The organism is Pseudomonas sp. zfem005, from assembly GCF_032621735.1.
Classification (GTDB): domain Bacteria; phylum Pseudomonadota; class Gammaproteobacteria; order Pseudomonadales; family Pseudomonadaceae; genus Metapseudomonas; species Metapseudomonas solani.
Window position 1 is genome coordinate 272,055 of record NZ_JAVYJE010000011.1, and the last position, 23,846, is coordinate 295,900.

Sequence of the window (23,846 nt, forward strand, 5' to 3'; positions counted from 1 at the left end):
TGTTCGTTCATGGCTCCACGATAAGAGCAGGAGAGCAAGATGACACTGTCCAAACCGCGACAGAACTGCAGCCGGGACCAGGTGCTGATTGCGCACGCCCAAGAGCAGATCGCACGCACGTCGTTCTCGACCGACCACTTCGCACATGCGCTGAACACCATCCTGCTGGAGACCATGGGCGACCAGGTCGACGCCAAGAAGGTGCCGGACCTGCGCGATACCTCAATTGACGGCGCCAAGTACATGCGGGATGCCGCCAACTGGCTGAAGCGCGTGCAGCGCTGGCTGGATCGCTCCGTGGATTTCCCGGCCTGGCTGGAAGAGGCCTGGGTCGAAGCCCTCGAACCCGAATACCGCGAGCGCTGCCTGCAGGAGCTGGCCAGCCGTTACGGCCTGCTGGCGGTGCGGGAGCTGGGTGGCGATGCCTGCCCCGTGACCGCGTTCGGCCAACTGGTGACCCGCATGGGTTCCACCGTGGAGGCCTGCGGCCATGTGCTGGCCGATGGGCTGATCGATGAGCGAGACCTGCCGAACCTCCCCGCGATGATCGAGGTGCTGCTGGCCGCCGAGAGCCGCTGCTGCCAGTTGAGGCGCGCGGCTGAGAACGTGCTTGGCAGCAAGCAGCCTGCCCTGAGGTCCGTGCCGTGAGTACCGTGATCATGTCGGCCTGCTGGCCGCTGCAGGGGATGACCGCCACCCAGAAGGCGGTGCTGATATCGCTGGCGGACAACGCCAACGACGAAGGGGTGTGCTGGCCTTCGGTGTCGAACATCTCGTTGCGCACCTGCCTGTCGGAGCGTGCGGTGCAGGGGGCGATCAAGTGGCTGTGCAGCGTAGGGGCCCTGGCCACCAGTGACCGCACTGGGCGCTCCACCATATACACCGTGACCCCCGAAGCATATGCACCCCCGCAGCAGCTGCACCCCCGCACCAAATGCACCCCCGCAGCAGATGCGGGGACACCTCCGCAGGATATGCACCCCACCCCCGCAGATGGTGCACCCCACCCCCGCAGCAGCTGCACCCAGAACCGTAATAGAACCAAAAGAGAACCGTCAGAAGAACCGCAATCCTCTTTGCCGACCGTCCCGGCCGGCCAGCGGAAAGCCAAGCGGCCGACCAAGGCTCAGAGCCAGGAAGCGGAGCTAGCTCGCCAGGAAGCCTGCAGGGCGATCTGGATGGCCTACTCCGAGGCCTACCTGCAGCGCTACAACGCCAAGCCGGTGCGCAACGCCAAGGTCAACGCCCAGGTCGGCGACCTGCTGAAGCGCCTCGGCGCCGAGGAAGCCCCGGCGGTGGCCGCCTACTTCGTCGGGATCAACGACGCCTACCTGATCCGCAGCTACCACGAGTTCGGCCAGCTGCTGGCCAAGGCCGAGGCCTACCGCACCGCCTGGGCAACCCAGACCCAGGTAACCGGGCGCACTGCCCAGCAGGCTGAGAAGACCCAGGCCAACCTGAGCGCCGCCCAGGCCGCCCTGCAGGTCCAGCGCGAGAGGAGGGCGGCCAATGCTCACGCCTGACCAGGAAGACCAGCTGCTGGTGTCGCTGTTCGCCACCGCTGAGGCCATGGGGCAGGAGCTGACCCAGGCCGCAGGCCTGATGATGGTCGACGACCTCAAGGGCTACCCGGAGCAGGTGGTGGCCGCTGCGCTGCAGGCTTGCCGCAGGGAGCTGACAGGCAAGCTCACCATCGGCGCGATCCTTCAGCGTGTACAGGCCGCTGATGGTCGCCCAGGTCGGGACGAAGCCTGGTCCATCGCCCTGGCCGCCTCCGACGAGTTCGAGTCAGTGATGCTGACCGAGGAGATCCTGGCAGCGCTGCAGGTGGCCAAACCCAGCCTGGATATGCGCGACAAGGTCGGCGCCCGGATGTCGTTCCTCAGCGCCTACGACCGCCTGGTGGAGACAGCGCGCCGCGAAGGCAATCCGGTTAACTGGTCGCTCTCCATCGGCTACGACCTGCAGCGCCGCGCCATGGCAGTCGAGCAGGCAGTACTGCTGCAGCGCCTACCTGCTCCGGTTGGCCAGCAGTTGCTCGCCGACCTGCGCGAACAAGGCGTGCCAGTAAGCCAGGACGGTGCCGCTATTGCCGGACTGCTCACCGGCCGCACTGGAAACCCATCCCCCCAGCTCCGCGAGCGGCTCATGGGCCTGAAGCAATCCCTGGCCGAACAGAAGGGCGCCCGCGCCAAGGCGCGCCGCGAAGAACTCACCCAATACGACGAACGCCTGAAGGCCCGGCACGCAGAGCTGATGGCCCAGGCACAAGGAGCGGACCATGTCTGACAAGCTGCGCTGGCGCCAGAAACGCGACCGGGACAACAAGCCGATCAACGACTGCTGGATCACTGAGTGCGGCTACACCGTTGCGCTGTGCCGGCTGCCGAACAACCGCTACACGGTTTCGGCGCCTGGCGGCATCGCTCCGTTCGCCTACACCAACGAGCGCGATGACATTGAGGCCCTGATCCAGGCTCACAAGGAAGCCCAGGCGGTGCCGGCATGATGCAGGGAAGAGCAGTAACCGCCGAACAGAAGCGCTGGCACGACAAGCTGGTGAGCGAGGTCGGCTGCATCGCCTGCCGCAAGGACGGGCGCCTGGGCAACACCCACTGCAGCATCCACCACATCGACGGGCGCACAAAGCGTGGCGCGCACTGGAACGTCATCCCCTTGTGCGGGCCGCACCACCAGACTGGCGGCGAAGGTGTCGCGCTACATCACAACAAAGCGCGATTCGTAGCGCGCTACGGTCGAGAGGACGACCTCCTCGCCGAATGCGCCAAGATCCTCGCCACCGAAGGGCACGACATCCCCGCCGGCTTCCTGGCCTGGCTGGATGGCGACGAGGTGATGGCGTGAGGCGCATGAGCGGGATCAGCCCGCGCACCCACAACCGGCACCCTGACGGCTACACGCTGAACCTGAAGATGCACTACCCGGAGCTGGTGGAGATGGGCTGGGTGCATGTGCAGCAGTACCGGCACGAGAAGAACGGCCATGCGGTGATCGCCGAGTTCGGCAACCAGGACGGATTCCCCTGCTGGATCTACCGGACACGGACAGCTGATGGCAGATCGTTCGGCACCTTCCCCAGCGCCCTGGGCGCCGCCAAGTGGATCGAGCGCGAGCTGGCGCGGGAGGTGGTTCATGTCGGGTAAGCGCCTGGTGTCGACCCATGCCTTCCGCCGCCCCTCCGTGGACTACGAGGGGAAGGAGCAGGCCTCCTTGTTCAAGTGGCTGGCCCTCCAGCACCCGCAGGCTTTCAAGCTGGCCTATCACGTTCCTAACGGCGGCCATCGCGTCAAGGCCGTCGCCGCGAAGCTGAAGGGGCAGGGCGTGAAGGCCGGCGTCAGCGACATCGTGCTGCCGATGGCTAGGGGCGGCTACTTCGGCCTTTACATCGAATTCAAGGCAACCCCGCCCCACGACTCGCCGGTGACCGAGAGCCAGCAGTCGTACCTGATGAGCGTAGAGCTGCAGGGGTACATGGCCCTGGTGTGCCGAGGGATCAACGAGGCGATCGAGGTCATCAACTGCTACATGGCCATGCCGCCCACCCGGGCGGTGAAGGGGTGATCCCGAAGCGTCACGGGCCAGGGAGGAGGCTGGAGGTTATCGACCTGGCGGCCTGCCCCGATTGCGCTGGGAAGGGGTGGACCAAAGGCCTGTTTCACGACCTCAAGTGCAACACCTGCGGCGCGTCGGGGATGGTGAGCAAGGAAACAGGCGAGGCACTGCCCGCCGAGGTGTTGGTGCTGCAACTGCGCCTTCGCCTCAACCAGAGGGACCGCCGGCTGGCGCAGCTTGAAGGCAGCCAGCAGAGCAAGGGCGGCCCGCACGAGGATTACAGAGGAAAGAGGAACCCCGCCGGGATCGGCGGCGGCAACTGGACCGGAGATTAAGGGGGAAGACCATGGTTTACGCATCAGTACTCGCTGCGGTGGTTTCCGCTCTCGCGGCTGAGACGATCGACAACACGGCCAAACAGGCATGGCAGAAGCTCTACAGGCCTGGCCATGAGGATGGACACGACTTCGCCACACTGATGGGCACCGATGGGGCTGGCCTGAACCGCACCGACGTGGACTGCTGGGTATTTGCCCGCCTGCACAGCCAGCTCAAGCCCAGGCACTGGGATGTACTGGCAGCTCGGTACGGAACCCACAAGGGAAGGAAGGTGGCTGCTATCGGGCGGCTCTGCCCGCTGATCCCGAGCCACGCGCCGAAGCTGTTCGTTCAGAAGGCGGTGACGGCATGGGCCATCCCGCAAATGAAAGGCGTGGATGGTAAGCGCTCGTGCGACATGATCGTGCTGCCCAAGAGCTTCTACGACATGAACACTTGGGATCTGGACGCCAGGCCCGAGCAAACTCGCCGGCGCTGGAGGGGAGATGTCCGCAAGCGTCTGGATGAGATGGTGGAGGAGGCGCTCATCGCCGCAGGTGAGATTCTGGAGGCAGAAGGGGTGCTGTTCACGGAAGCTGCGTAGTGGGTTGCAACCCGTGAGCGCATGAGCGATATTAAACCCATCCTGTCGATCTTACGCGTTGCGAGGACCGACTCCGACAAAGCCCTGGCCATCCCGCCGGGGCTTTTTCGTTTCTGGCGCATAGCGCCCCATCTTGCTCTGCGCTGCTCCCCTCATCAGCAGCAGCGCCCTTGCCCCGCCCGGGGCCTTTTATTCATGGAGAGACCTATGGAACCGACGTCGACTGCGGCGGGTGCGGTATTCGCCAAGTATGGCGTCGCGATCGCCGGCTTCGCTGGCGCCGTGCTCTCGCTGAGCTTCCTGAAGGGGCTCACTCGCAAGGAGGCTGGCCTGGCCGTTCTTACCGGCTTCGGCTCTGCTGTCTTCACCACTCACTTCGTCATCAACTACTTCGGGCTTCCGGCAGACGCCGACTCCCGCAACGGCGTGGCCTTCCTGATCGGCCTGCTGGCGATGAACATCATCCCGGCCATCAAGGCTGCGGCGGAGCGGTTCACGCCCACCAGAGGCACCTGACCATGATCAACTCCCTGCTGATCGGCCTAGCTGCACTGTTGTGCATCCTGGTCGTACTGGCTGCGCTGGATTACCTGCGCGCCGTGAGCGTGTACGAGCATCCTGTGCTGTGCCTGTCGTTCTATCTGGTGGCCATCGGTGCGTTCGGCGGCCTGGTCGTCACCATCAAGACCTGGCACTTCGACCCCTACAGCGCCCTGGTGCATTCGGGACTGCTGCTCTTCGCGTTCGTGAAGCGCCGGCACATCTTCCGCGATGAGTGGGGGTGGTCAGGCGTCGAGCGCCGGCAGCGGTGATCACGGTCAAGCCGACTGGCCTCGAGCAGGCTATGGCTCGGCTCACGGACCTGGAGCGCAACCAGCTCCCGTTCGCCACTGCTCTCGCCCTGACGCGTACCGCCCAAGTGGTGGCCGAGGACATCCGCGCCGAGATGGGTGTGGTGTTCGACAGGCCTACGCCTGCCACGCTCAACAGCCTCTACATCCAATCCGCCACCAAGCAGAAGCTCGAGGCGCGGGTATGGATCAAGGATGGCCGCAGCGTGAACGGTAAGGGCAGTGTGGTTGGGCGTGAAGGTGCATGGGGTAAGGGGAGGGCTGCATCCGCCTGGCTGACCCCTGAGATCTACGGCGGCCCTCGCAACGACAAGGGCATCGAGAAGATGCTCAGGCGCAAGGGCGTGCTGAAGCAGGGTCAATACATTGTCCCGGGGAATCGGATGGAGCTGGATGCCTACGGCAACATCCCCAAGGGCACGCTGAACAAGATCATTTCCGGCGCCTCGCTCTTCACTGAGGAGGGCTACAGCGCCAACGCCACAGGAAGCAAGCGCAGCAGGGCCAAGGGCAACGCCAAGCGGTACTTCGTCATGCACAACGCCAAGCGTGAGCCATTCGCTGTGGCTGAGCGTACAGGCACTGGCAGGTCAGGGTTGCGTGTGGTGCTGGCCTTCGCCGGGCGCACGCCGCGCTATCGCAAGACCCTCGACTTCTTCGAGATTGCAGAGCGAACGGCTCAGCGCGAGCTGCCACGCCAGTTCGAACTCGCGATGGCACAGGCCCTGGCCACCCGGCGTCCATAGGCTGGCCCTATGGGTCTTGGGTCCTCCCTGAGGGGGTGGCCTATGAGGGTAATTCGAGCCCCGCGCGCCAAACATGTATGACCAAAAATCACAGGTTGGTTGTTGTTTAGTCATGGCCAAAAACGAAACAACCAAGCAGCGCGGATGGTTGAACAAATCCGACATGGCTTCGAGCCTGGGGATTTCTCCGCAAGCCTTTGATAAATGGGGAGTTCAACCCGTCCTGCGCGAGGGTCGAGAGGCGTTCTATCGCGTGCAAGATGTGGTGCAAAACCGCATCGAACACGCGGCACGGAAACAACAACCTGAGGGTGGCCTTCCAGAAGATCTCGATCCGTTCGCGGAGATGAAACTGACCCAAGAACGCCTTCGACTCACCAGGGCCCAGGCAATCGCTCAGGAGGACAAGAACCAGGTCCGCGCCAAGCAGCTGGTGCCTGTGCCCTTCATGACCTTCGCGCTCGCCAGGATTGCTGCGCAGATCGGATCGAAACTGGAAACCGTGGCCAAGTCCATCAGCCGGCAACACCCGGAGGTGGAACCCCGGGTCCTCGACTCTATCGAGCGGGAGCTAGCCCTGGCGCGCAACGTCGCCGCCAAGTTCGGCGAGCACATTCCGGATATTCTCGATGAGTACCTTGAGTCCATGGCTGAGTAATCTGCAGGACGCGTGCGACCTCGGTCTCCAGGCTCTCTACAAGGAACCGCCGCTTACTGCAGTCGAGTGGGCGGACAAGCATTTCTACATGTCGGCCGAGTCCTCCTACAACGAGGGCGTCTGGGCGACCGCCCCGTTTCAGGTGGCCATCCTCAATGCGATGGGCAACGACCTGATCCGCGTCGTCAACTTCAAGAAGTCGGCGCGCATCGGTTACACCAAGCTGCTGCTGGCGAACATCGGCTACAAGATCCAGCACAAGCGCCGCAACGTGATGATGTGGAGCCCGTCCGACCCGGACGCGGAGGACATCAGCAAGAGTCACGTCAACGGCCTGATCCGCGACGTAGCCGTGATCGGCGAGCTCGCACCCTGGTTCGGCTTCAAGCACAGCGACAACACCCTAGACCAGAAGATCTTCACCAACCGGCGGACGCTGTGGATTCGCGGCGGCAAGGCCTCGCGCAACTACCGCGAGAAGAGCGCCGACGAGGTGATCTACGACGAGCTGTCGAACTTCGATGCCGACATCGAGGGGGAGGGCGACCCGGTCACGCTTGGAGATAAGCGCCTGGATGGCGCCGTCTACCCGAAATCCATCCGAGGCTCGACGCCGAAGAAGGCCGGCACATGCCAGATCACCAAGGCTGCCGAGGAGTCCCCGTACCAGCTCAGCTTCTACATCGAGTGCCCGCACTGCCGGCATGAGCAGACGCTTAAGTTCGGCGGCAAGGACTGCGAGCACGGCCTGAAGTGGGAGAAGAACGAACTCAACGAGGCCACCAAGGCCTGGTACGTCTGCGAGAAGTGCACGGCGATCTTCTTCCATCACGAGATGGTCGAGGCCTCGAAGAGCGGCCGCTGGATCTGCAGCGAGACCGGCGTCTGGACCCGTGACGCCATGGACTGGTTCGACAAGGTCGACGCGCCGATCCGTACTCCCCGCTCCGTGAGCTTTCACTGCTGGGCGATTTACAGCACCTGGTCAACCTGGCTGAAGCTGGTGGACGAGTGGCTGAAGGTGAAGGGTGACCGCGAGAAGCTGATCACCTTCATGAACACCACCCGGGGCGAGACCTGGGACGACGACCAGGGGCCGAAGGTTGGCTGGGAAGCGCTCTACGGCCGCCGCGAAGTCTACGCAACGGTGCCGGCTCAGGCGCTGGTGCTGACCGGCGGGATCGACACCCAGGACGACAGGTACGAGGTTCGAGTGTGGGCGTGGGGGCTGGGCGAAGAGTCCTGGCTCGTGCACCGCGTCATCCTCACCGGCGACCCGGCGAGCGAGGAGTTGCGGCGCAAGCTGGCGCTGGAACTGCATCGGCAGTTCACCCGGGACGACGGCACCATCATGCGCGTCGAGCGCTGGTGCTGGGACGCCGGCGGTCACTACGCCGATGAAGTTGCCGCAGACAGTGCCAAGCATGGCCCGCGCTGGGTAATTCCGATCTTCGGAGCGAGCACTTACGGGAAGCCGATCGCCAACTTCCCCAAGCGCCGAAAGAACAAGGTCTACAAGACCGAAGTCGGCACCGACAACGCGAAGGAGCTGATCTACAGCCGCCTGCGTATCGACGTGCCCATCCCGTGGGTTTCCACCCCTGGCTGCGTGCACTTCCCGCTGAACGACGACATCTGCGACGAGGACGAGCTCAAGCAGATCACCGCCGAGAAGAAGAAGGCAGTGATGGTCAAGGGGAAACGGGAGCTCCGCTGGGATGCCGGCGGCAAGCGCAACGAAGCGCTCGACTGCTTCGTGTACGCGCTGGCGGCTCTGCGCATCAGCCAGGCTCGCTTCGGTTGCAATCTCGAGGACCTGGAGAAGATCCGGTGCTCATCCGCCAAGCCGGTGCCCGGTGAAGTCGTCGTCAAGAAGCCCGCCAAGAAACCCATCAAGAAGACCGCGCAGGAAGTCAACAACGACTTCCTGAGCACGACCGGGAGCGGCCCATGGCTGTGAAACTGAAGACCCCGCTGGAGACGGCGCGCGACATGCTTGCGCGCTACCTGACGGCCGAGGCTGAAATCCTCGACGGCAAGACCGTCAGCTTCGGCGGTCGCACCCTCACCATGGTGGACCTCTCCGAGATTCAGGAAGGACGCCGGGAGTGGGAGCGCAAGGTGTCGAGCTTGGAGGCTGCGGCAGCCGGCCGCCGTTCACCCTACAAGCTGGCGGTGTTCCTGTGAACCTGCTGGATCGCCTGCTGGCGCCACTGGCTCCCGGGTTCGTCGCGCAGCGCCTGAAGCATCGCCTGATCATCCAGGCCTACGAGGCCGCCAAGCCCAGTAGGACGCATAAGGCCAAGGGGGAAGGGCGCAGCGCCGACTCCGCACTCCAGGCCGCCGGCCGCTCGCTCCGCGAGCAGTGCCGCTGGCTGGACGAGAATCACGACATCGTCACCGGCATCTTCGACCGCCTCGAGGAACGCGTGGTCGGTGGTGCTGGTATCGGCGTCGAGCCGTTGGTGCTCGACATTGCCGGCGACGTGCACCTGGACTTCTGCGCCGAGATCAAGCGCGCCTTCGCGGAGTGGTCGTTGCGCCCGGAGACTTCGGGCGAGCTGACCAGGCCACAGATGGAGCGTCTGGTGGCCAGGACCTGGCTGCGCGATGGCGAGACCCTGGCGCAGAAGGTGATGGGGCCAGTGGCCTTCTACACCCACCTGACCAAGGTGCCGTTTGCGCTGGAGCTGCTGGAGCCGGACTACCTGCCCTATGACGCCAACGACCAGGCAAAGGGGATCGTCCAGGGCATCGAGCGTGACGCCTGGCGCCGCGTTCGCGCCTTCCACCTGCTGAAAAGCCACCCCGGCGACCTGCAGCGTGGCATCTACCAGCAGACCAAGCGGGTGGAGGCGGATCGCGTTATCCACATCGCCTACCGCAAGCGGATCGGTCAGAACCGGGGCGTTCCGCTGCTGCACGCCGCTCTGACCCGTCTGGCGGACATCAAGGACTACGAGGAGAGCGAGCGCATAGCCGCGCGCATCTCGGCGGCCATGGCCTTCTACATCAAGAAGGGCGAGCCGGCTGAGTATTCGCCGGAGAGCGCCCCCGAGCGCCGTGGGAGCTTCCCGATTGCGCCGGGCATGGTCTTCGACGACCTGATGCCGGGCGAAGACATCGGCATGTTCGAGAGCAACCGGCCCAACCCGATGCTCGAGGGCTTCCGCAACGGGATGCTTCGTGCGGTGGCTGCTGCTGGCCGAAGCGCCTACTCGACGATCGCCCGTTCCTACGACGGCACCTACTCGGCGCAGCGCCAGGAACTGGTGGAGGCGCAGCTCGGTTACGACCAGCTTCAACACGACTTCATCGACTCCTGGTGCCGCCCGGTGTACCGCACCTGGCTGCCACTTGCCATCGCCGCCGGCGTGCTGGTGGTTCCGCCGAACGTCGACCTGCGGACGCTGATGGCTGCCGTCTACCAGGGCCCGGTAATGCCGTGGATCAACCCGGTTCACGAGGCCAATGCATGGGAATCCCTGGTCAAGGGCGGCTTCGCCGACGAGGCCGAAGTGGCTCGCGCTCGAGGCCGCAATCCGCAGGAGCTCAAGACCTCGCGCACCGCCGAGATCAAGCAGAACCGGGAGAAGGGGCTGGTGTTCAGCTCCGATGCCTATCACCAGTACTACGCGAAGGACCAAACCACAGGAGGCGCCGATGGGCAGCCACAAGAAGATGACGATGCTGCTGGCGCCAGTGGCCGCCGCGCTGACGAATGACCACCACCCGGAGGGCAGCTGGTACAGCATTCGCGCCGCTGCCCGCGGCGTCGCCGAGGTGCTGCTCTATGACGAGATCGGCGCCTGGGGCATTTCGGCCCAGCAGTTCGCCCGCGACCTCAAGGCCCTGGGCGACCTGCAGCGCATCGACCTGCGCGTGCACTCGCCCGGCGGCGACGTGTTCGAAGGCACCGCCATCTACAACCTGCTGAAGCATCACCCCGCCCGCGTCGAGGGCTACGTGGACGGCCTGGCCGCCTCGATGGCGACCGTCATCCTGATGGCCTGCGACACCGTCTACATCCCCGAGAACGGGCTGATGATGATCCACAAGCCCTGGGGCATCACCGGCGGCGACGCCGATGACATGCGCCGCTACGTCGAACTGCTCGACAAGATCGAGGACACCATGGTCATGGCCTACGCCAGCAAGACCGGGAAGTCCGCAGAAGACATCAAGGCCCTTCTCAAGGAGGAGACCTGGATGACTGGCCGCGAGGCCGTCGAGGCCGGCTTTGCCGACCAACTCACCGAGCCGCTCGCCGCGGCAGCTCAGCTCAATTCCAAACGCATGCAGGAGTTCGCCCACATGCCCGAAGCACTGAAAGCCCTGATCCAGCCGCGCGCGCAAGGCACCACGCCCGCTCCCCAGCCGGCCGCGCCGGCACCCACCAACCAGCCGGCACCGGCCGCTGGTGCTGACGAAGCCACCATCCGCGCCCAGCTCCAGGCCGCCGAGAACACCCGCCGCGAAGGCATTCGCGCCGTGTTCAACCAATTCGGCGAGGCTCACGCGTCCCTGATGAACGACCTGCTGTTGGACAGCAACGTCACCGTCCAGGCCGCGCAGCAGCGCCTGCTGACCGCCCTGGCCGAAGGCACCACCCCGTCTGCGCCGCCGAGCCGCACCGCCGGCCCGAACGCTCACATCCATGCCGGTAACGGCAACCTGGTGGGTGACTCCGTCCGCGCCTCCGTGATGGCCCGCGCCGGCCACATCGAGATCGAGGCCGGCAACAACTACAACCACATGAGCCTGCGCGAGCTGGCCCGCGCCTCCCTGGTGGATCGCGGCGTGGGTGTAGCCACCCTGAACCCGATGCAGATGGTGGGCCTGGCCTTCACCCACACCACCAGTGACTTCGGCATCATCCTGATGGATGTGGCCAACAAGTCGATGCTGCAGGGCTGGGACCTGGCTGAGGAAACCTTCCAGCTGTGGACCAAGCGCGGCGAGCTGAGCGACTTCAAGACCGTGAAGCGCATCGGCCTGGGCGAGTTCCCTTCGCTGCGCCAGGTCCGTGAGGGGGCCGAGTACAAGTACGTCACCGTCGGCGAGAACAGCCAGCAGATCGCCCTGGCCACCTACGGCGAGATCTTCAGCATCACCCGCCAGGCCATCATCAACGACGACATGAACCTGCTGACCGACATCCCGCGCAAGATGGGCATGGCGGCCAAGGCCACCATCGGCGACCTGGTCTACAGCGTCCTGATCGACAACGAACCCCTGTCCGATGGCGTCGCGCTGTTCCATGCCGCCACACACAAGAACCTGCAGACCGGCGCCGGCTCTGCGCTCAGCGTCGAGAGCCTGGACAAGGCCCGCGCGCTGATGCGCACCCAGAAGACCAGCACCGAATCCGGCGCGGCTCGTCCGCTGAACATCCGCCCGGCCTACGTGCTGACCCCTGTTGCCCTGGAGTCGAAGGCTCGCCAGCTGATCAACTCCAGCTCGGTGCCCACCGCCCAGGTCAACGCCGGTGTGACCAACCCCATCCAGAACTTCGCCGAGGTGATCGGCGAGCCGCGTCTGGACGATGCTTCGGCCACCGCCTGGTATCTGGCGGCCCAGCAGGGCTCCGACACGATCGAGGTGGCTTACCTCAACGGCGTCGACACCCCGTACATGGAGCAGCAGCAGGGCTTCACCGTCGACGGCGTTGCCACCAAGGTCCGCATCGACGCCGGCGTGGCTCCGCTCGACTTCCGCGGCTTGCAGAAAGCCAACGGCGCCTAAGGCGCGACACCCCCGAAGAGCCCCGCACTTGGCGGGGCTTTTTGTTTCCGCCCCATCAGCGCCAGGAGAAAAGACACCATGGCCAAGAACTACCACCAGGACGGTGACGTCCTCGACCTCATCGCGCCCAGCGGCGGCGTGGAATCCGGCAAGCCCTACGCCATCGGCACTCTCGCCGTCGTGGCTCTCGTCGATGCTGCGGCCGGCGAAGTGTTTTCCGCCAAAGCTACCGGCGTGTTCTGGCTGCCCTGCGCCACCGGCCTCGCTGCTGGTGCTGCTGTCAGCCTGAAGGACGGAGGCCTGGTCGCGGCCGGCACCGCCTCTTCGGTGCCCTACGGCAAGCTGGTCACCGCCGAAGCCAACGGCACTGCTGCCTGCCGCCTGAGCAACTGACCATGCGCGGTCGATTCGAGAGGGCGCAGGAGCGCCTGCACCGGGTCGGCTCGCGCCGCCTGGCTGACGCCATCGGCCGCTACGTGCCGGTAGAGGGGGTGCCTGTTGACTGCATCCCCCTGCAGGTCCAGCGCGAGGTCGAGCTGGCTGGCCCCAACGGCATGATCATCGGCGTCCCGATCGCCCTGACCTTCGAGAAGCTGTCCCTGCGCTCTGCCGAGCGCGGAGATGCCTTCGAGGTGAAGCAGGGCTGCTCGACGCAGCGCCTCATCGTGGACGAAACCGTCCTGGATGACGGCTACATGGTCACCGTCTCGTGCACGGAGGCGCCATGATCAACACCTTGACCGCCACTCGCCAGGCGCTGATCACGCAAGTCCAGGGCATCACCACGGCAAGCGGCTACCTGACCAACATCGGGCAGACCGTGAGGACCGGCTGGCTCAACGAAGTGCTGAAGCAGGAGAAGCTCCCACGGGAGCTTGCCCTGATCCAGCGCGCGCCAGGGCGCCCGTCGGAGAAGAAGGCGGGCGGCCTCAAGGCCTTCCCCGGCTTCTTCGTCATCGGGCTGGTCGCCGTTTCGTGGGAGGGCTGGGAGGACGCTGTCGACGCCATGGAGCTGGACATCCTCCAGGCCCTGCTTCCGCCGCCCGAGGGCACCTTCAGCAAGGCCTACCCGAAGGGGGTCACCACCTGGTCGCTCGGAGCCTCCGAACCGTTCCCGCCCGGCAATGGCCAGACCCACGCCGGCGTCCTGATCCCCATCCATTTCACCACCATCATCCAGGAGCGAATCCGCCGATGAGCACTGAAAAACCCCTGCAACTGGTCGAGGTAGAGCTCGCCGGTGAACACACCCACAAGGGCGTCGACTACAAGGCCGGCGACACGATCAAGGTCACGAAGCGCCAGAAGCTGCTCCTGGAGCAGTCCGGGAAGATCGGCGCSGYCGTCMTCAACCAGGCCKCCCCGGCCACCAKCAAGGAGTAAGCCATGGCTATCTACAAAGAGACGGTCGTCATCGGCGGCTTTCTGAAGGCGCGCGAGRYCGGTTCCRRTSTKCCYTTCCAGAAGGTYGGKCTGACCTCGGTTATCCAGACCTCCACCGAAACCAAYARCYTGACCYTGCCCGACACCACCACCCCGCAGGGCGGCGAATACGACAGCCTGGAYCGWGTGACCKCGGTRACCCTSACCATCAACTTCCGCGAGATCTAYACCTGGGTYCTSGCWGCTCTGGTTTGGGGTGAKCAYRCCAMYGTSCCYGCRASCACCWTCACCGGYGARAYYCACAYCGCCACCGTCGATGGCACCRTCGCYYTSGCGCAGATGCCGCTGACCRTCKCYGGCGTSAGCAACGAGGCCGGCACCACCGACTTCGACGAGTTCGACGACTGGGTCATGACCGGCTCCGGCATCGAGGTTGTGGCCGGCGGCGCACTGGAAACCGCCATCAAGGCATCGCCGTCCGGCACGCCGTACAAGGTCAGCGTCGACTACAGCTCCGCTGCGATGGACGTGATCGAGGCCCTGACCAACAGCGGCAAGACCTTCGAGTTCCTCTTCGAGGGCGAGAACGCCGCCGGCACCCAGAAGCGCGTCGAGGCTCGCTTCTTCCAGTGCCGCCTCAACCTGGCCACCACCATGGACTGGATCAACACCGAGGACTTCGGCGGCTTCGAGGCCACGGCCAAGGTGCTGCGTGACGGCACCAAGATCGGTGCCGGCACCTCGAAGTATTTCCGCATCAAGAAGGAGCTTCCGGCTCCGGCCTGATCGGCGGAAACGGAAAGCCCCGCTCAAGGGCGGGGCTTTCAATGGTGGTGCTGGGTTTTGGGTGGGGGCCCTGTTACTCCATCGGAAGACGCTTGCTCAAATAGTCGAGTGCTTCCTGTTCGACCGCCGTTACGGTCTTCCCGGTGTTTACGATGGCTCTGCAGGCAAGCAGCAAGCTTCTGGTTGTTGATGCGTTCCCGCGTGAAGCAACCTTGCCGGTGGAGACCTTGAAACCGTGCAGGCTTGGCGCATCGAAAGCGTATAGCAGTTCCCTGGCGGCGCTTTCGTCTATTCGGAAGTCTCGCGTGAGCACTTTGAGGAAGCCGGCTATTACCTTCAGCTCGGGTGCGCGCACCTGGCCGTCGGCTTTGGCTACGTACAGGAGGACCTTCAGAGCGTCAGGGTGATTGCGATACAGCAGGTCGAGCGTGTACCTCAGTGTCTGCTTGTAGTGCGACATCAGGTGCGCGTTGATGTTGTTAACAGCTTCGCCTGTGTTCGCGTTTACGCAGGAGAGCACCCTGTCATACCGGAAGGTCCGGCGTTGCTCGCGCAGATGGCAGAAACCATCCATTTGCTCTTCGTCGAAGTCTGTTACGGATACGCCGCGCTGAGTGATCTCCCCACCGTAGTCCTCGTAACAGATGGTGAGCGTCGTGATTGTGTTCGGAGGGCGGTTTGACATTGGCTGTCCCTGCCATTCAATGGTGATCTGAATCTATCGGTAGCGGTAGCGCGCTGTGAAGCTGTGGTTTTGAACAGTGAACCTGTGGATCTGGGAGCCTGTCGATCAGCTCTGCTACGTTCCTGTCAAATTGAACAGGAGAGAACCATGCTTGCCGGTAGGTCTATCAAGGAATGGATTGGATTGGCCGCGTTCGTGGCTGTTGGGCTTTTCGCAGTGAAGGCTTACTACGGCAACTCGGGGTCTTTAGCCGTTACTTCAGAGTCTCAGGCCGCGCCGATTGATGAGGACGCTCTCAGCAACTACAGCCGCGCTAATTACCCTCGGACCTATGACGCGTGGGGAGAGGATGGTGTCGACCGAATCAAGGAGCGCGAGAGAGCCGCCGCAAATCACGTCGCAAGGTCAGGTCAGTGCGATCGCGTCACCTACGTAGGTCTTTCGGAGAAGGAGAGCTCTCCTCCTAATGAAATTGTGGTGTACGTCGACTGCGAGAATAAGAACAGGTTCTACGTTGGGTCTTACGAATTGACCAAGGAGCCTTGGTTCCTGAAGGTCCGAAAAAAGATCTACTGATCAACGCACCCCGCAAACCCGCTTCGGCGGGTTTTTTGTTTTCTGGAGAAAAGAATGTCGGAACAGCCTGGGCTTGTGGCCCGCAAATTTGGCGAGCACGAGGTCATCGTGCGCGAGCTCACCGTTGCTGATGTGCGAGCGCTGATGGGGCGCTCCCCGGACAACGACCTTCTCGGGGCGGCGCTTTTCGAGGAGATAGCCCTGGTGGACTTGCCGGCCTTTACCAACCTGACCGCCGAGAAGATCGAGCTGATGCGCCCAAGTGAGCTGCGCCAGGTGATCAGCGCCTGCAAGGAGGCCAATCCGGATTTTTTCGGAATGCTGGCCCGGCAGCAGAAGCGCATGGAAGCCCGGTAAAGCAACTCGACTCCCTCATCTGCGCCCTGGTTCGTATCGGCCACCACGACGTGCTCCGGTATCCATGGGGCCTGTTTCTCCGCGCCTTGAAGGTTGATAAATGACTACCGAGATCGAATTCCGGCTGACGGCCGACCTTGATTCGGCCGTGAAGGAAGTGGCCGGCTTCCGGAAGGAGTACGCCGAGCTCGTCAAGGCGGTGGAGAAGCCTCTGCGACAGGTGAATGCCTTTCGCGGCCTGGAAGATGGCCTGGAAGCCATGGGCAAGGCGACTGCCGACGCCCGTGCGCGGGTGCGGGAGCTTGGCGCTGAACTGATTCGCACCGAGTACCCGTCCGAGCAACTGCAGAACGCCTACCGCGTTGCTACTGCTGAGTTGAAGAAGCTGGAGCGCCAGGAGGCAGTCCAGACCAACCGTCTGAGGGTGATGCAGAAGGAGCTGAAAGCCGCCGGCGTCGACACAACGAATCTTGTGCGCGAGCAGCGCCGCCTGTCTCAAGAACTGGCCACCAACCTATCTGCTGGACGTGCCGACGCTGCCCGGAATGGGATTCGCGCCCTTGCGACTGAGCAGAAGCGCCTGCAGGTGGTTCAGCGCCAGAACTCTATCGATGCTGCCCGTGCAGACTTCGGCGTAAACCGAGCTCGCGAGGCAACTACAGCCATCCAGAAGCTGGAACAGCAATTCCGCCTTCTCAAGGCCTCGGGCACCCTGACGGCCAACGAGTTGGCCATTGCTCAACGGAACTACACCAACCAGGTGGAGGAGGCTCGTCGAGAGCTGGCGCGCCTGAATGGCGAGCAACAAAAGGGCGCCTCGAGTCGACTGTCTGGCGTCTCGCTTGGGCAATATGCAGGCCTTGCTGGTGCTGGGCTTGCTGCAACACAGACCTTCCGGGCCTACGTCCAGGCTGCTGACAGCGTGCAAAACATGAACGCCCAGCTGCGACTGGCAACATCGAGCCAAGAGGAATTCAACCGAGCCCAGGAAATCACCCGGGAAATCGCCACTACGAACATGGTTCCGCTCGAAGACACCGTGAAGCTCTATGCGCGCCTAAACGTACCCCTCAAGGCTATGGGGCGGAGCCAAGAAGACACTGGGAGGGTGATCGATATTGTTGCGAAGTCGCTCCGGATCAGTGGCGCAACCGCTAGCGAAGCCTCGTCAACAATCCAGCAGTTTTCGCAGGCTCTCGGTTCAGGCGTACTCAGGGGGGAGGAGTTCAACGCGGTTTCGGAGAACTCGCAGCGTCTCCTGAAGGCTCTGGCTGATGGAATGAAAGTCCCGGTCCAGTCTCTGCGCGATATGGCGGCCGAGGGAAAGTTGACTGCCTCGGTGATCGTTGATGCTTTGTTGCCGCAATGGCAGAGGCTCACCGACGAGGCTCAGCAGCTTCCGCAAACCGTGGGCGGTCAATTTGTGGTGCTGAAAGACCGCATCAATCTGGCGCTTGGGGGGGTTAAGACCAAGCCGCTGATCGATCAGATGAAGGAGTTGGGGGACACGATTAGTGAGCCGAAGACCGCTGAGAATCTGAACACGATTGGTGCGGCCTTTATCCGCCTCGGAAGCTGGGGGACTATTGCCCTGTCCAACTTGACCGAGGGAATCAACGGTGCGACCTATAGCGTCGCTCGCCTCTTTGGCCAGATTTCTGAGGTAGATCGCGCGGAACAGGAGATCCGTAGGCTTGAGAACGCGATTGAAGGGATCGGTGTGCTGGACCTGCTGTACACCGACGATGAGCTAAAGCAGAAGCTGAAAGAGTGGCAGGACTACCGCGCCAAGCTCATCAAGGATATGACCGGATCTACGGAGGAAGAGCGGAAGCTCCAGGAGCAACGCAACGCCGACACCAAGGCCGCGAACGCCGAGTACATGGAGGAGCTGCGCAAGTCGCGGACCGAGGCGGAGGGCGAGCGAGCCGAGTTCGTCAAAGGCTTGGAAAAGAACATCAAGACCCAGGAGAAGCTGGAAAGGGATGCGCTTACCCGGCTCGGCAAGATCCGCGACGAGCGCGCCTCGATCGAGAAAAAGTATGCCGATGCGCAGGCCGCTCTCAGCGGCGCGCCCGAGGCGAAGAACACCTACGGCACCGCCCAGCGCTTGAAGGTGTCCGCCAGCCAGGCCCTGCAGAAGGGCGACTTCGCCACGGCGAAGAAGCGGGCCGACGAAGCCCTGAAGGTGATCCTCGCCATCGAGGAGGCCGGCGGCAATACGCTTGGGCTTCGCGGCTTCGCCAAGGAACTCGAGAAAATCGAGCTCGCGGCTACGGACCTGGAGAAGGCCAAGGCCGACAAGTCGCTGGAGGAAATCCGCGCCAAGATCTCCGACCTGCAGCAGGGGCTGGATGAGCTGAAGAACGTCCAGATCACCGTGTCGATGTCCGACGAGGAGGCCAACAAGGTCCTCGCTCAGATGCAGGACCTGGCCACCAAAGCCGGGAAAATCTTCCAGTTCCAGCTCAACCCGCTGGTCACTGGTACGGATCAGCAGCAGGCAATGGCGCTGCAGGGCGACAGCAAGGTGTCGTTCCCGACGGAGAGCGAGACCACCAAGAAGGAGGCGGAGAAGCTCGGCGCTGACGTCAGCAAGGAGATGGTGGTCGAGCCGCAGCTCAAGAAGCCGCAGGCGTTCCAGGATGGAACCAGCTTCAGCCAGTTCCCGCCCTCGGAGGTGACGCCCGAGCTCAATGCCGAAGCGGCCACTGTCGTGCAGAGCCAGATCGCCACGCTGGCGCAGCAGTTCCAGCAGCAGCTCACGGTTCCGGTTACGCCGGTGCTGGAGAAGAGCGGGAAGTACTACGTCAGCGCTGACGGCACCGGCTACAGCCAGTTCCCGGAGGGCTATTCCGCCGGCGGCTGGACGGGGCCTGGTGGGAAGTATCTGCCGGTGGGCGTGGTGCACGCCGACGAGCACGTGCAGCCGAAGGAGGTGGTCAACGAGCCTGGGGCGCTTTCGTTCCTGGAGACGATCCGCCGCAACGGCTTCCAGAACACGATGTCGTCGCTCACTACCAGGCTGCGCCGAGGGTTCGCTGAGGGCGGCCTGGCAACCGCCGGCGCCAGGCCGAGCATTCCGCTGATCTCGCCTTCGTCGCTGGCTGGCTCTGGCGTCTCGCTGGCCGACTATGGCTCGCTCCAGATCAACCTGCCTGACGGCACTTCGTTCCCGTCCGCAGTGACGCACGACACCGCGAAGGAACTGCGCCGCCTGGCGCGTATGCGTGGCAAATCCTCTACCCGATAAGGACCAACCATGATCCCTGACGTCATGCTCGGCGGTATTCCGCTGAAGGGCTGGAGCGGGCCTGTGTCGCAGGAGTATTCGCCGATTGGCGGATCGACTGTGGTGCGCCGCTCTGGCGGTGCGGCGGTGAAGATGCAGCACTGGCGGAAGATGTCGATCAGCCTGCGCGGCAGCGGCTGGATGGGGCCGGGGCTTTCGGCCTTGGACTTCAGCCAGCCGCTGGAGCTGCGCTGCACGAAGCAGCTCTCGGTCAGCACCACCTCGCTGACCGGCTCCATCGTCGGCACGGCCAGGCCGGACATGGCGCCCTGGGCGCTGGCGCTGCTGGGGCGCGACTGGGTGACGACCCCGGTCGCCATGGCCGGAAATGCCTTCACCATCACCGAAGTACCTGGCGCCACGCTGTACCAGGTCTGCTGGATGCCGCAATTCACGGTGTTCTGCGAACCGCCGCCGGAGTCCATGGACCCGCAGGCCAACACCCACGACTGGACCATCACCGCCGAGGAAGTCTGATGCAACTGAATGGCTCGCCGCTCAACGGGGCTCCGCTGAACGGCGGCCTTGTCGTGGGCGCTCCGCCGGCGCCGGTGACGATCGATCCCGTGGTGTCTGTGCTGTGGTCGGTTCGGCTGATGCTCAACGGTGTGGACTCCAGCCACCTGCTGGCGGGTTCCATCAGCATCCAGAGGGAGGAGGGCGCACGCTGCATCGCCGACTTCGACCTGCAGTTCCTGGGCGAGGCGGTGAACCCTGCCAGCTACCAGGGCCAGAAGGTAGAGCTGTCCTTCATGGTCTGGAACGGCGCCGGCTGGGATGTGGCGCTGTGCTTCCGGGGGCAGATCACCGGCCCGCAGTTCAACCTGCAGACCCGGGTGCTCTCCTGCGAGTGCAGCGACCGCCTCAATGAGATCGTCGAGGCCATGGACGTGGCAGGCATCGACGCCATCACCGGCGGCCTGTGGTCGGCGGATGTGTTCGAGGAGGTGGAAGGGCGCTCGCGCTGGGACTATGCATCCGAGCGGATGAGCACCCGTCCGGCGAGCCTGCAGCTCAGCCTGGAGGGCGCGCTGCAGGTGACCGAGTGGGCGCCGACTCCTGAGCCGCACTTCATCGTCCCGGCCGGCACGGTGCTGTTCGAGTCCATCGAGTGGATACCGGTGGAGCTGAGCGAGCGGATCAACGTGGTGGAGATCGAGGGCGACTACCGATTCCCGCGGCTGCGGGAGCGCCACCAGCCCTTCTTCTGGGAGCACCCGGCCTTCGTGGGGCTCACCGAGATCGACGGCTTCTGCTTCAACTGGCGCCACGACGGCACGGAGATGCCCGACATTGCCATGGTCACCCAGGCCAGCGAGACGGCCGGCTACCAGGCCATCATCAACGCCCAGTGGGACCGTCTGCCGCCTTCCGGGGCTGGCGCCCTGTGTACACCGCCCTCAGCCTGGCGCAACGACTACCCGGACCTGCTGGTGCGCGCCACCTGGGACAGCGCCATGCGCTGGGTTCAGCCGGTGACGGAGCAGTACAAGCTCCGCATCGAGGCGCCGGCCAGCGTGGCCCAGGCTGGCGAGGTGATCGACCGGGAGCGGGTGGCGATCGAGACCGAGAGCGATCGCGCCGAGTCCTTCGAGGATGCGACCTTCACTGGGCCGGATGCCGATGCAGTGCAGGACGCCCTGGGCGACTGGGTGGTGGATCTGCGCGAGGACGAGCGCCGGGCCCAGGCCCTGAGCTGCCTGATGCACGTCGGGCGGGTGAAGATCCTCGGCGCCCACCGGGGCAACCGGTTCGGCTACCAGCTCCCGACGGCGGACTGCCTGGCTATTCGCCTGGAGCACACCGGGCGGGTAGAGGACGTGATCCTGGGGCGCAACATCGTCTGCCAGGCGCGCATGTTCAGCATCGCGCACCAGTGGGACCTGGACAGCGGCTCGGCCATCACCTCGATTCAGTTCGCGGTGAGCCAGGGTGGCGGCGATGACACGGACCCGCTGACGGTACCGGTCGCGCCCGCCAGCACCCCCTCCGGCGATGTGCCGGTGTTGATCCAGCTGCCGACCCAGCTTTCCGGCCATGTCGACAGCCCGCCCTACGACGAGGACCTGCTGGGATTCTCCGGCAACTACACGAACTACAACTCGGAACAGGACCCGTTCGAGCGCCGTTTCGACCTGGAAGCGCCCGAGCAGCCCGAAGACCACCGCGACGAATACGAAGTGGAGCAGGCGCAGACCTACCGGGTCGCCGTGCCCACCGACCTCCTGGAGCTGTAAATGACCCTTGCTCAAGAACGCGCCGCTATCCGCGCAGGGGTGAGCTCGTCCCGTGCGAGCTCACTGAAGCGCGACCTGAACAGCCTGGAGACCAGCCGCCGCCGCACACAAGAGCTCAACACCCTTGAGCGCAAGGGGCTGCGCCCGGCGACCCGGGGGCGCGGCGTCTGGGTTGAGCCGGCGAAGACGGGCGGGACAGGGGAGGGCGTGGCCTGGCCCCTGACCGAGCAGACCAAGGTCGAAGGGCTGGCCACGGTCCCCGACCGAACCTATTACGCCGACCTGGTCATCACCAGCTCGGAAGGCATATTCACCTGGGAGATCCCCCCTGTGCATGTCCTCAAGTTCAAGGACGCGGACAACGTGGCGGACCACCAGGTGATCCTGGCGGAGCCCAAGCGCACATGATCAATATCGAAGGGGTTTTGACCGACAGGGTCAACGTCTGTGGTTGGTGTTGGCATGGCCTGGTTAGACCCGCCGACAATCCTAGCCAGGGGGAGATCGTGCTGCCAAATGGACAGACCAAGGAGCACCCGCTGACCGGTAGTACCAACTACCGAATCTACGTGCCAGATACGCCCGAGGTGGTCCGCACCCCGGAGCAGTTGGCAGCAGACGAAGCTGCGGGGCGTGAGTGGTGGAACGAGGCGATCCTCAGCGGGACCTCCCTCTACGGGAAGGACCTGGGCGGCTGGCTCTACTGCTCGCCTGACGGGACGCGCTGGATCATCGATTTGGCTGGGGCCCAGGCACGTCGAATGGGGGAGGTAGGGAAGCCCCCGCAGACCAAGTCGATCAGCGTCACCTGGCCGGCGGACAACGGCCAGTCGACGCCCAGCCTGGATTTCGGCGAGGGCGAAGCGCCGGTGTTCCAGTGGCCGGCGCCGATCGACATCAGCAGCGATGGGCGCAAGGCCATCCTGATGCTGTACATGCGCGACGTGGCCTACGGTCCGCTGGAGCGGCCGATGCCGGTGGGGTTCCTGCTGGTGGAGGTCACCGGCGGCGCCGCTACGCCGTTCGCCGCCAACGTCACCGTGCTCTACACCCGGGCCGAGACGCTGGGCACCTCGGGCTATGAGTCGGACCTGGTGGTGGAATATGGCACCTCAGGCCCCATATCCGCCCAGGGCACTGAGACGCGGGAGATCATCGACCGGATCTGGGCGGCCTGGTTCAACGAGTCCGGCCTGCCGATTCCGTGCCTGCTGTACCGGCGCGAGGAGGCCGAGCAGCACATGACCGTCGACGGCGGCACGAAGCGGTCGCGCTTCCTCTGGCAGTTGAAGGTCGACAGCACGCTGGCCTGTGAGGCGGACCTGGCCAGCCTGTTCAACGAGTCGCCGCCGGGCACGGTGACGGCATCGGGCACCCTCAACGGGGAGACGATCTACAGCCAGACGTTCTCTGGCGAGGAGTCGCCGGTGGACGCGGTCGGGCCGCTGACCCTGCGCGAACGCCTGATGCCCCGCGACTCCATTGGCGGCGTCCTGGCTGGCGATCATGCGGACATCGTGGCGTTCTCCAACAACCTGATCGGGCTCTACGTGAGCCTGCAGGAGACGGGGGCGCCCCAGACTGTGCACCGCTACATCGGCGCTGCCTGCCCGACTACGCCGCTCGGTCCGCTGGTCATGAACGAGAGCCACCAGGCAGCGATCGTCACGTTCCCCGACCGCAACAAGCTGTATGGGCCCAGGCCCTACTGCGCCTGGAACCCTGTAACTCACATCGCCTCCGCCCTGTCGGCGGGGATCGTAGGATGGATCTGATGGCCAAACCCCAGTTCTTGAACAACTGGACTGCGTCGCTGCAGGCCGAGCTGGCGAGCGACGCCACCAGCATGATTATCGAGACCGACCGCGCCGCGCTTCTCACTGGGCTGGCCGTGGGCGACTACTACATGGCGACCCTGGTGGGCGTCGATGTGTCGGGCCAGGAAAACGCCTGGGAGATCGTGAAGATCATCGCCAACGCATCGGGCGTGCTGACCATCGCCCGCGCCCAGGAAGGCACCGCCGCCAGGCTCTGG

Annotated in this window: 31 protein-coding genes and 1 pseudogene; 31 read left to right on the forward strand and 1 reads right to left on the reverse strand. The window is 64.3% G+C overall.

The window, feature by feature from the left end:
- The first annotated feature begins 39 nt into the window (after positions 1-39).
- The 23 genes and pseudogenes from RTW82_RS24695 to RTW82_RS24805 all read left to right on the forward strand — a co-directional run bounded on the left by RTW82_RS24695 (position 40) and on the right by RTW82_RS24805 (position 14,664).
- Positions 40-648, forward strand: coding sequence for a hypothetical protein (locus tag RTW82_RS24695; RefSeq protein WP_316926741.1), 609 nt, complete (start codon positions 40-42; stop codon positions 646-648).
- Between the two features lie 38 nt (positions 649-686).
- A pseudogene (locus RTW82_RS24700) lies at positions 687-773 on the forward strand (helix-turn-helix domain-containing protein); the annotation flags it as partial.
- 405 nt (positions 774-1,178) lie between these two features.
- A complete protein-coding gene (locus RTW82_RS24705) occupies positions 1,179-1,523 on the forward strand; it encodes a hypothetical protein (RefSeq protein WP_316926770.1) in 345 nt (114 codons plus the stop codon).
- On the forward strand, positions 1,510-2,289 hold the full coding sequence (locus RTW82_RS24710; protein ID WP_316926742.1) for a hypothetical protein: 780 nt from the start codon (positions 1,510-1,512) through the stop codon (positions 2,287-2,289). The genes RTW82_RS24705 and RTW82_RS24710 overlap by 14 nt, the downstream gene beginning before the upstream one ends.
- Positions 2,282-2,509, forward strand: coding sequence for a hypothetical protein (locus tag RTW82_RS24715; protein WP_316926743.1), 228 nt, complete (start codon positions 2,282-2,284; stop codon positions 2,507-2,509). The genes RTW82_RS24710 and RTW82_RS24715 overlap by 8 nt, the downstream gene beginning before the upstream one ends.
- Positions 2,506-2,865, forward strand: a complete 360-nt coding sequence (locus tag RTW82_RS24720; protein ID WP_236247064.1) for a Ref family recombination enhancement nuclease — start codon at positions 2,506-2,508, stop codon at positions 2,863-2,865. Before RTW82_RS24715 ends, RTW82_RS24720 begins: the two co-directional genes overlap by 4 nt.
- Positions 2,866-2,870: 5 nt before the next feature.
- Positions 2,871-3,164 carry a hypothetical protein gene (locus RTW82_RS24725; RefSeq protein WP_316926744.1) on the forward strand — a complete coding sequence of 98 codons (294 nt, stop codon included), beginning with the start codon at positions 2,871-2,873 and terminating at the stop codon, positions 3,162-3,164.
- Complete coding sequence (locus RTW82_RS24730) at positions 3,154-3,582, forward strand: VRR-NUC domain-containing protein (RefSeq protein WP_316926745.1); 429 nt, start codon at positions 3,154-3,156, stop codon at positions 3,580-3,582. The genes RTW82_RS24725 and RTW82_RS24730 overlap by 11 nt, the downstream gene beginning before the upstream one ends.
- The gene (locus RTW82_RS24735; RefSeq protein WP_316926746.1) at positions 3,579-3,908 is read left to right on the forward strand and encodes a hypothetical protein; all 330 of its coding nucleotides are present in this window, start codon (positions 3,579-3,581) and stop codon (positions 3,906-3,908) included. The genes RTW82_RS24730 and RTW82_RS24735 overlap by 4 nt, the downstream gene beginning before the upstream one ends.
- A gap of 11 nt (positions 3,909-3,919) precedes the next feature.
- The gene (locus RTW82_RS24740; RefSeq protein ID WP_111261794.1) at positions 3,920-4,495 is read left to right on the forward strand and encodes a hypothetical protein; all 576 of its coding nucleotides are present in this window, start codon (positions 3,920-3,922) and stop codon (positions 4,493-4,495) included.
- Between the two features lie 207 nt (positions 4,496-4,702).
- A complete protein-coding gene (locus tag RTW82_RS24745) occupies positions 4,703-5,011 on the forward strand; it encodes a hypothetical protein (RefSeq protein WP_021217129.1) in 309 nt (102 codons plus the stop codon).
- 2 nt (positions 5,012-5,013) lie between these two features.
- On the forward strand, positions 5,014-5,307 hold the full coding sequence (locus tag RTW82_RS24750) for a hypothetical protein (protein ID WP_236207443.1): 294 nt from the start codon (positions 5,014-5,016) through the stop codon (positions 5,305-5,307).
- Positions 5,304-6,092: a hypothetical protein gene (locus tag RTW82_RS24755; protein WP_316926747.1), complete on the forward strand. Its 789-nt coding sequence runs from the start codon at positions 5,304-5,306 to the stop codon at positions 6,090-6,092. Before RTW82_RS24750 ends, RTW82_RS24755 begins: the two co-directional genes overlap by 4 nt.
- Positions 6,093-6,204: 112 nt before the next feature.
- Positions 6,205-6,750 (forward strand): terminase small subunit, encoded by a 546-nt coding sequence (locus RTW82_RS24760; protein WP_316926748.1) that lies wholly within the window; start codon positions 6,205-6,207, stop codon positions 6,748-6,750.
- Positions 6,722-8,710, forward strand: coding sequence for a phage terminase large subunit family protein (locus RTW82_RS24765; protein WP_316926749.1), 1,989 nt, complete (start codon positions 6,722-6,724; stop codon positions 8,708-8,710). Before RTW82_RS24760 ends, RTW82_RS24765 begins: the two co-directional genes overlap by 29 nt.
- Positions 8,701-8,937 (forward strand): primosomal replication protein PriB/PriC domain protein, encoded by a 237-nt coding sequence (locus RTW82_RS24770; protein WP_316926750.1) that lies wholly within the window; start codon positions 8,701-8,703, stop codon positions 8,935-8,937. Before RTW82_RS24765 ends, RTW82_RS24770 begins: the two co-directional genes overlap by 10 nt.
- The gene (locus RTW82_RS24775; protein WP_316926751.1) at positions 8,934-10,475 is read left to right on the forward strand and encodes a phage portal protein; all 1,542 of its coding nucleotides are present in this window, start codon (positions 8,934-8,936) and stop codon (positions 10,473-10,475) included. The genes RTW82_RS24770 and RTW82_RS24775 overlap by 4 nt, the downstream gene beginning before the upstream one ends.
- Positions 10,414-12,495, forward strand: coding sequence for a ClpP-like prohead protease/major capsid protein fusion protein (locus RTW82_RS24780; RefSeq protein WP_316926752.1), 2,082 nt, complete (start codon positions 10,414-10,416; stop codon positions 12,493-12,495). Before RTW82_RS24775 ends, RTW82_RS24780 begins: the two co-directional genes overlap by 62 nt.
- A 78-nt stretch (positions 12,496-12,573) precedes the next feature.
- Positions 12,574-12,888: a DUF2190 family protein gene (locus tag RTW82_RS24785; protein ID WP_316926753.1), complete on the forward strand. Its 315-nt coding sequence runs from the start codon at positions 12,574-12,576 to the stop codon at positions 12,886-12,888.
- A gap of 2 nt (positions 12,889-12,890) precedes the next feature.
- Entirely contained in the window at positions 12,891-13,223 is a 333-nt protein-coding gene (locus RTW82_RS24790; RefSeq protein WP_316926754.1) for a hypothetical protein, read from the forward strand.
- A complete protein-coding gene (locus RTW82_RS24795) occupies positions 13,220-13,693 on the forward strand; it encodes a hypothetical protein (RefSeq protein WP_316926755.1) in 474 nt (157 codons plus the stop codon). The genes RTW82_RS24790 and RTW82_RS24795 overlap by 4 nt, the downstream gene beginning before the upstream one ends.
- Complete coding sequence (locus RTW82_RS24800) at positions 13,690-13,878, forward strand: hypothetical protein (protein ID WP_316926756.1); 189 nt, start codon at positions 13,690-13,692, stop codon at positions 13,876-13,878. Before RTW82_RS24795 ends, RTW82_RS24800 begins: the two co-directional genes overlap by 4 nt.
- 339 nt (positions 13,879-14,217) lie before the next feature.
- Positions 14,218-14,664 carry a hypothetical protein gene (locus RTW82_RS24805; RefSeq protein ID WP_316926757.1) on the forward strand — a complete coding sequence of 149 codons (447 nt, stop codon included), beginning with the start codon at positions 14,218-14,220 and terminating at the stop codon, positions 14,662-14,664.
- Positions 14,665-14,737: 73 nt separating this feature from the next.
- Here RTW82_RS24805 and RTW82_RS24810 read toward each other — a convergent pair whose 3' ends face one another.
- Positions 14,738-15,349: a hypothetical protein gene (locus RTW82_RS24810; RefSeq protein ID WP_316926758.1), complete on the reverse strand. Its 612-nt coding sequence runs from the start codon at positions 15,347-15,349 to the stop codon at positions 14,738-14,740.
- Positions 15,350-15,496: 147 nt separating this feature from the next.
- Between RTW82_RS24810 and RTW82_RS24815 the strand changes: the two genes are divergently transcribed.
- The 8 genes from RTW82_RS24815 to RTW82_RS24850 form a co-directional block, all read left to right on the forward strand.
- Positions 15,497-15,925, forward strand: a complete 429-nt coding sequence (locus RTW82_RS24815) for a hypothetical protein (protein WP_316926759.1) — start codon at positions 15,497-15,499, stop codon at positions 15,923-15,925.
- A 54-nt stretch (positions 15,926-15,979) separates the two neighbouring features.
- On the forward strand, positions 15,980-16,282 hold the full coding sequence (locus RTW82_RS24820) for a hypothetical protein (RefSeq protein WP_316926760.1): 303 nt from the start codon (positions 15,980-15,982) through the stop codon (positions 16,280-16,282).
- A gap of 100 nt (positions 16,283-16,382) precedes the next feature.
- Positions 16,383-19,535 (forward strand): tape measure protein, encoded by a 3,153-nt coding sequence (locus RTW82_RS24825; protein WP_316926761.1) that lies wholly within the window; start codon positions 16,383-16,385, stop codon positions 19,533-19,535.
- 9 nt (positions 19,536-19,544) lie between these two features.
- Entirely contained in the window at positions 19,545-20,051 is a 507-nt protein-coding gene (locus tag RTW82_RS24830; protein ID WP_316926762.1) for a hypothetical protein, read from the forward strand.
- A complete protein-coding gene (locus tag RTW82_RS24835; RefSeq protein ID WP_316926763.1) occupies positions 20,051-21,811 on the forward strand; it encodes a hypothetical protein in 1,761 nt (586 codons plus the stop codon). Before RTW82_RS24830 ends, RTW82_RS24835 begins: the two co-directional genes overlap by 1 nt.
- Entirely contained in the window at positions 21,812-22,219 is a 408-nt protein-coding gene (locus RTW82_RS24840) for a hypothetical protein (protein ID WP_316926764.1), read from the forward strand.
- Positions 22,216-23,586: a hypothetical protein gene (locus RTW82_RS24845; RefSeq protein ID WP_316926765.1), complete on the forward strand. Its 1,371-nt coding sequence runs from the start codon at positions 22,216-22,218 to the stop codon at positions 23,584-23,586. The genes RTW82_RS24840 and RTW82_RS24845 overlap by 4 nt, the downstream gene beginning before the upstream one ends.
- A partial coding sequence (locus RTW82_RS24850) for a hypothetical protein (protein WP_410478843.1) occupies positions 23,586-23,846 on the forward strand: 261 nt, incomplete at its 3' end. The genes RTW82_RS24845 and RTW82_RS24850, both read left to right, overlap by 1 nt.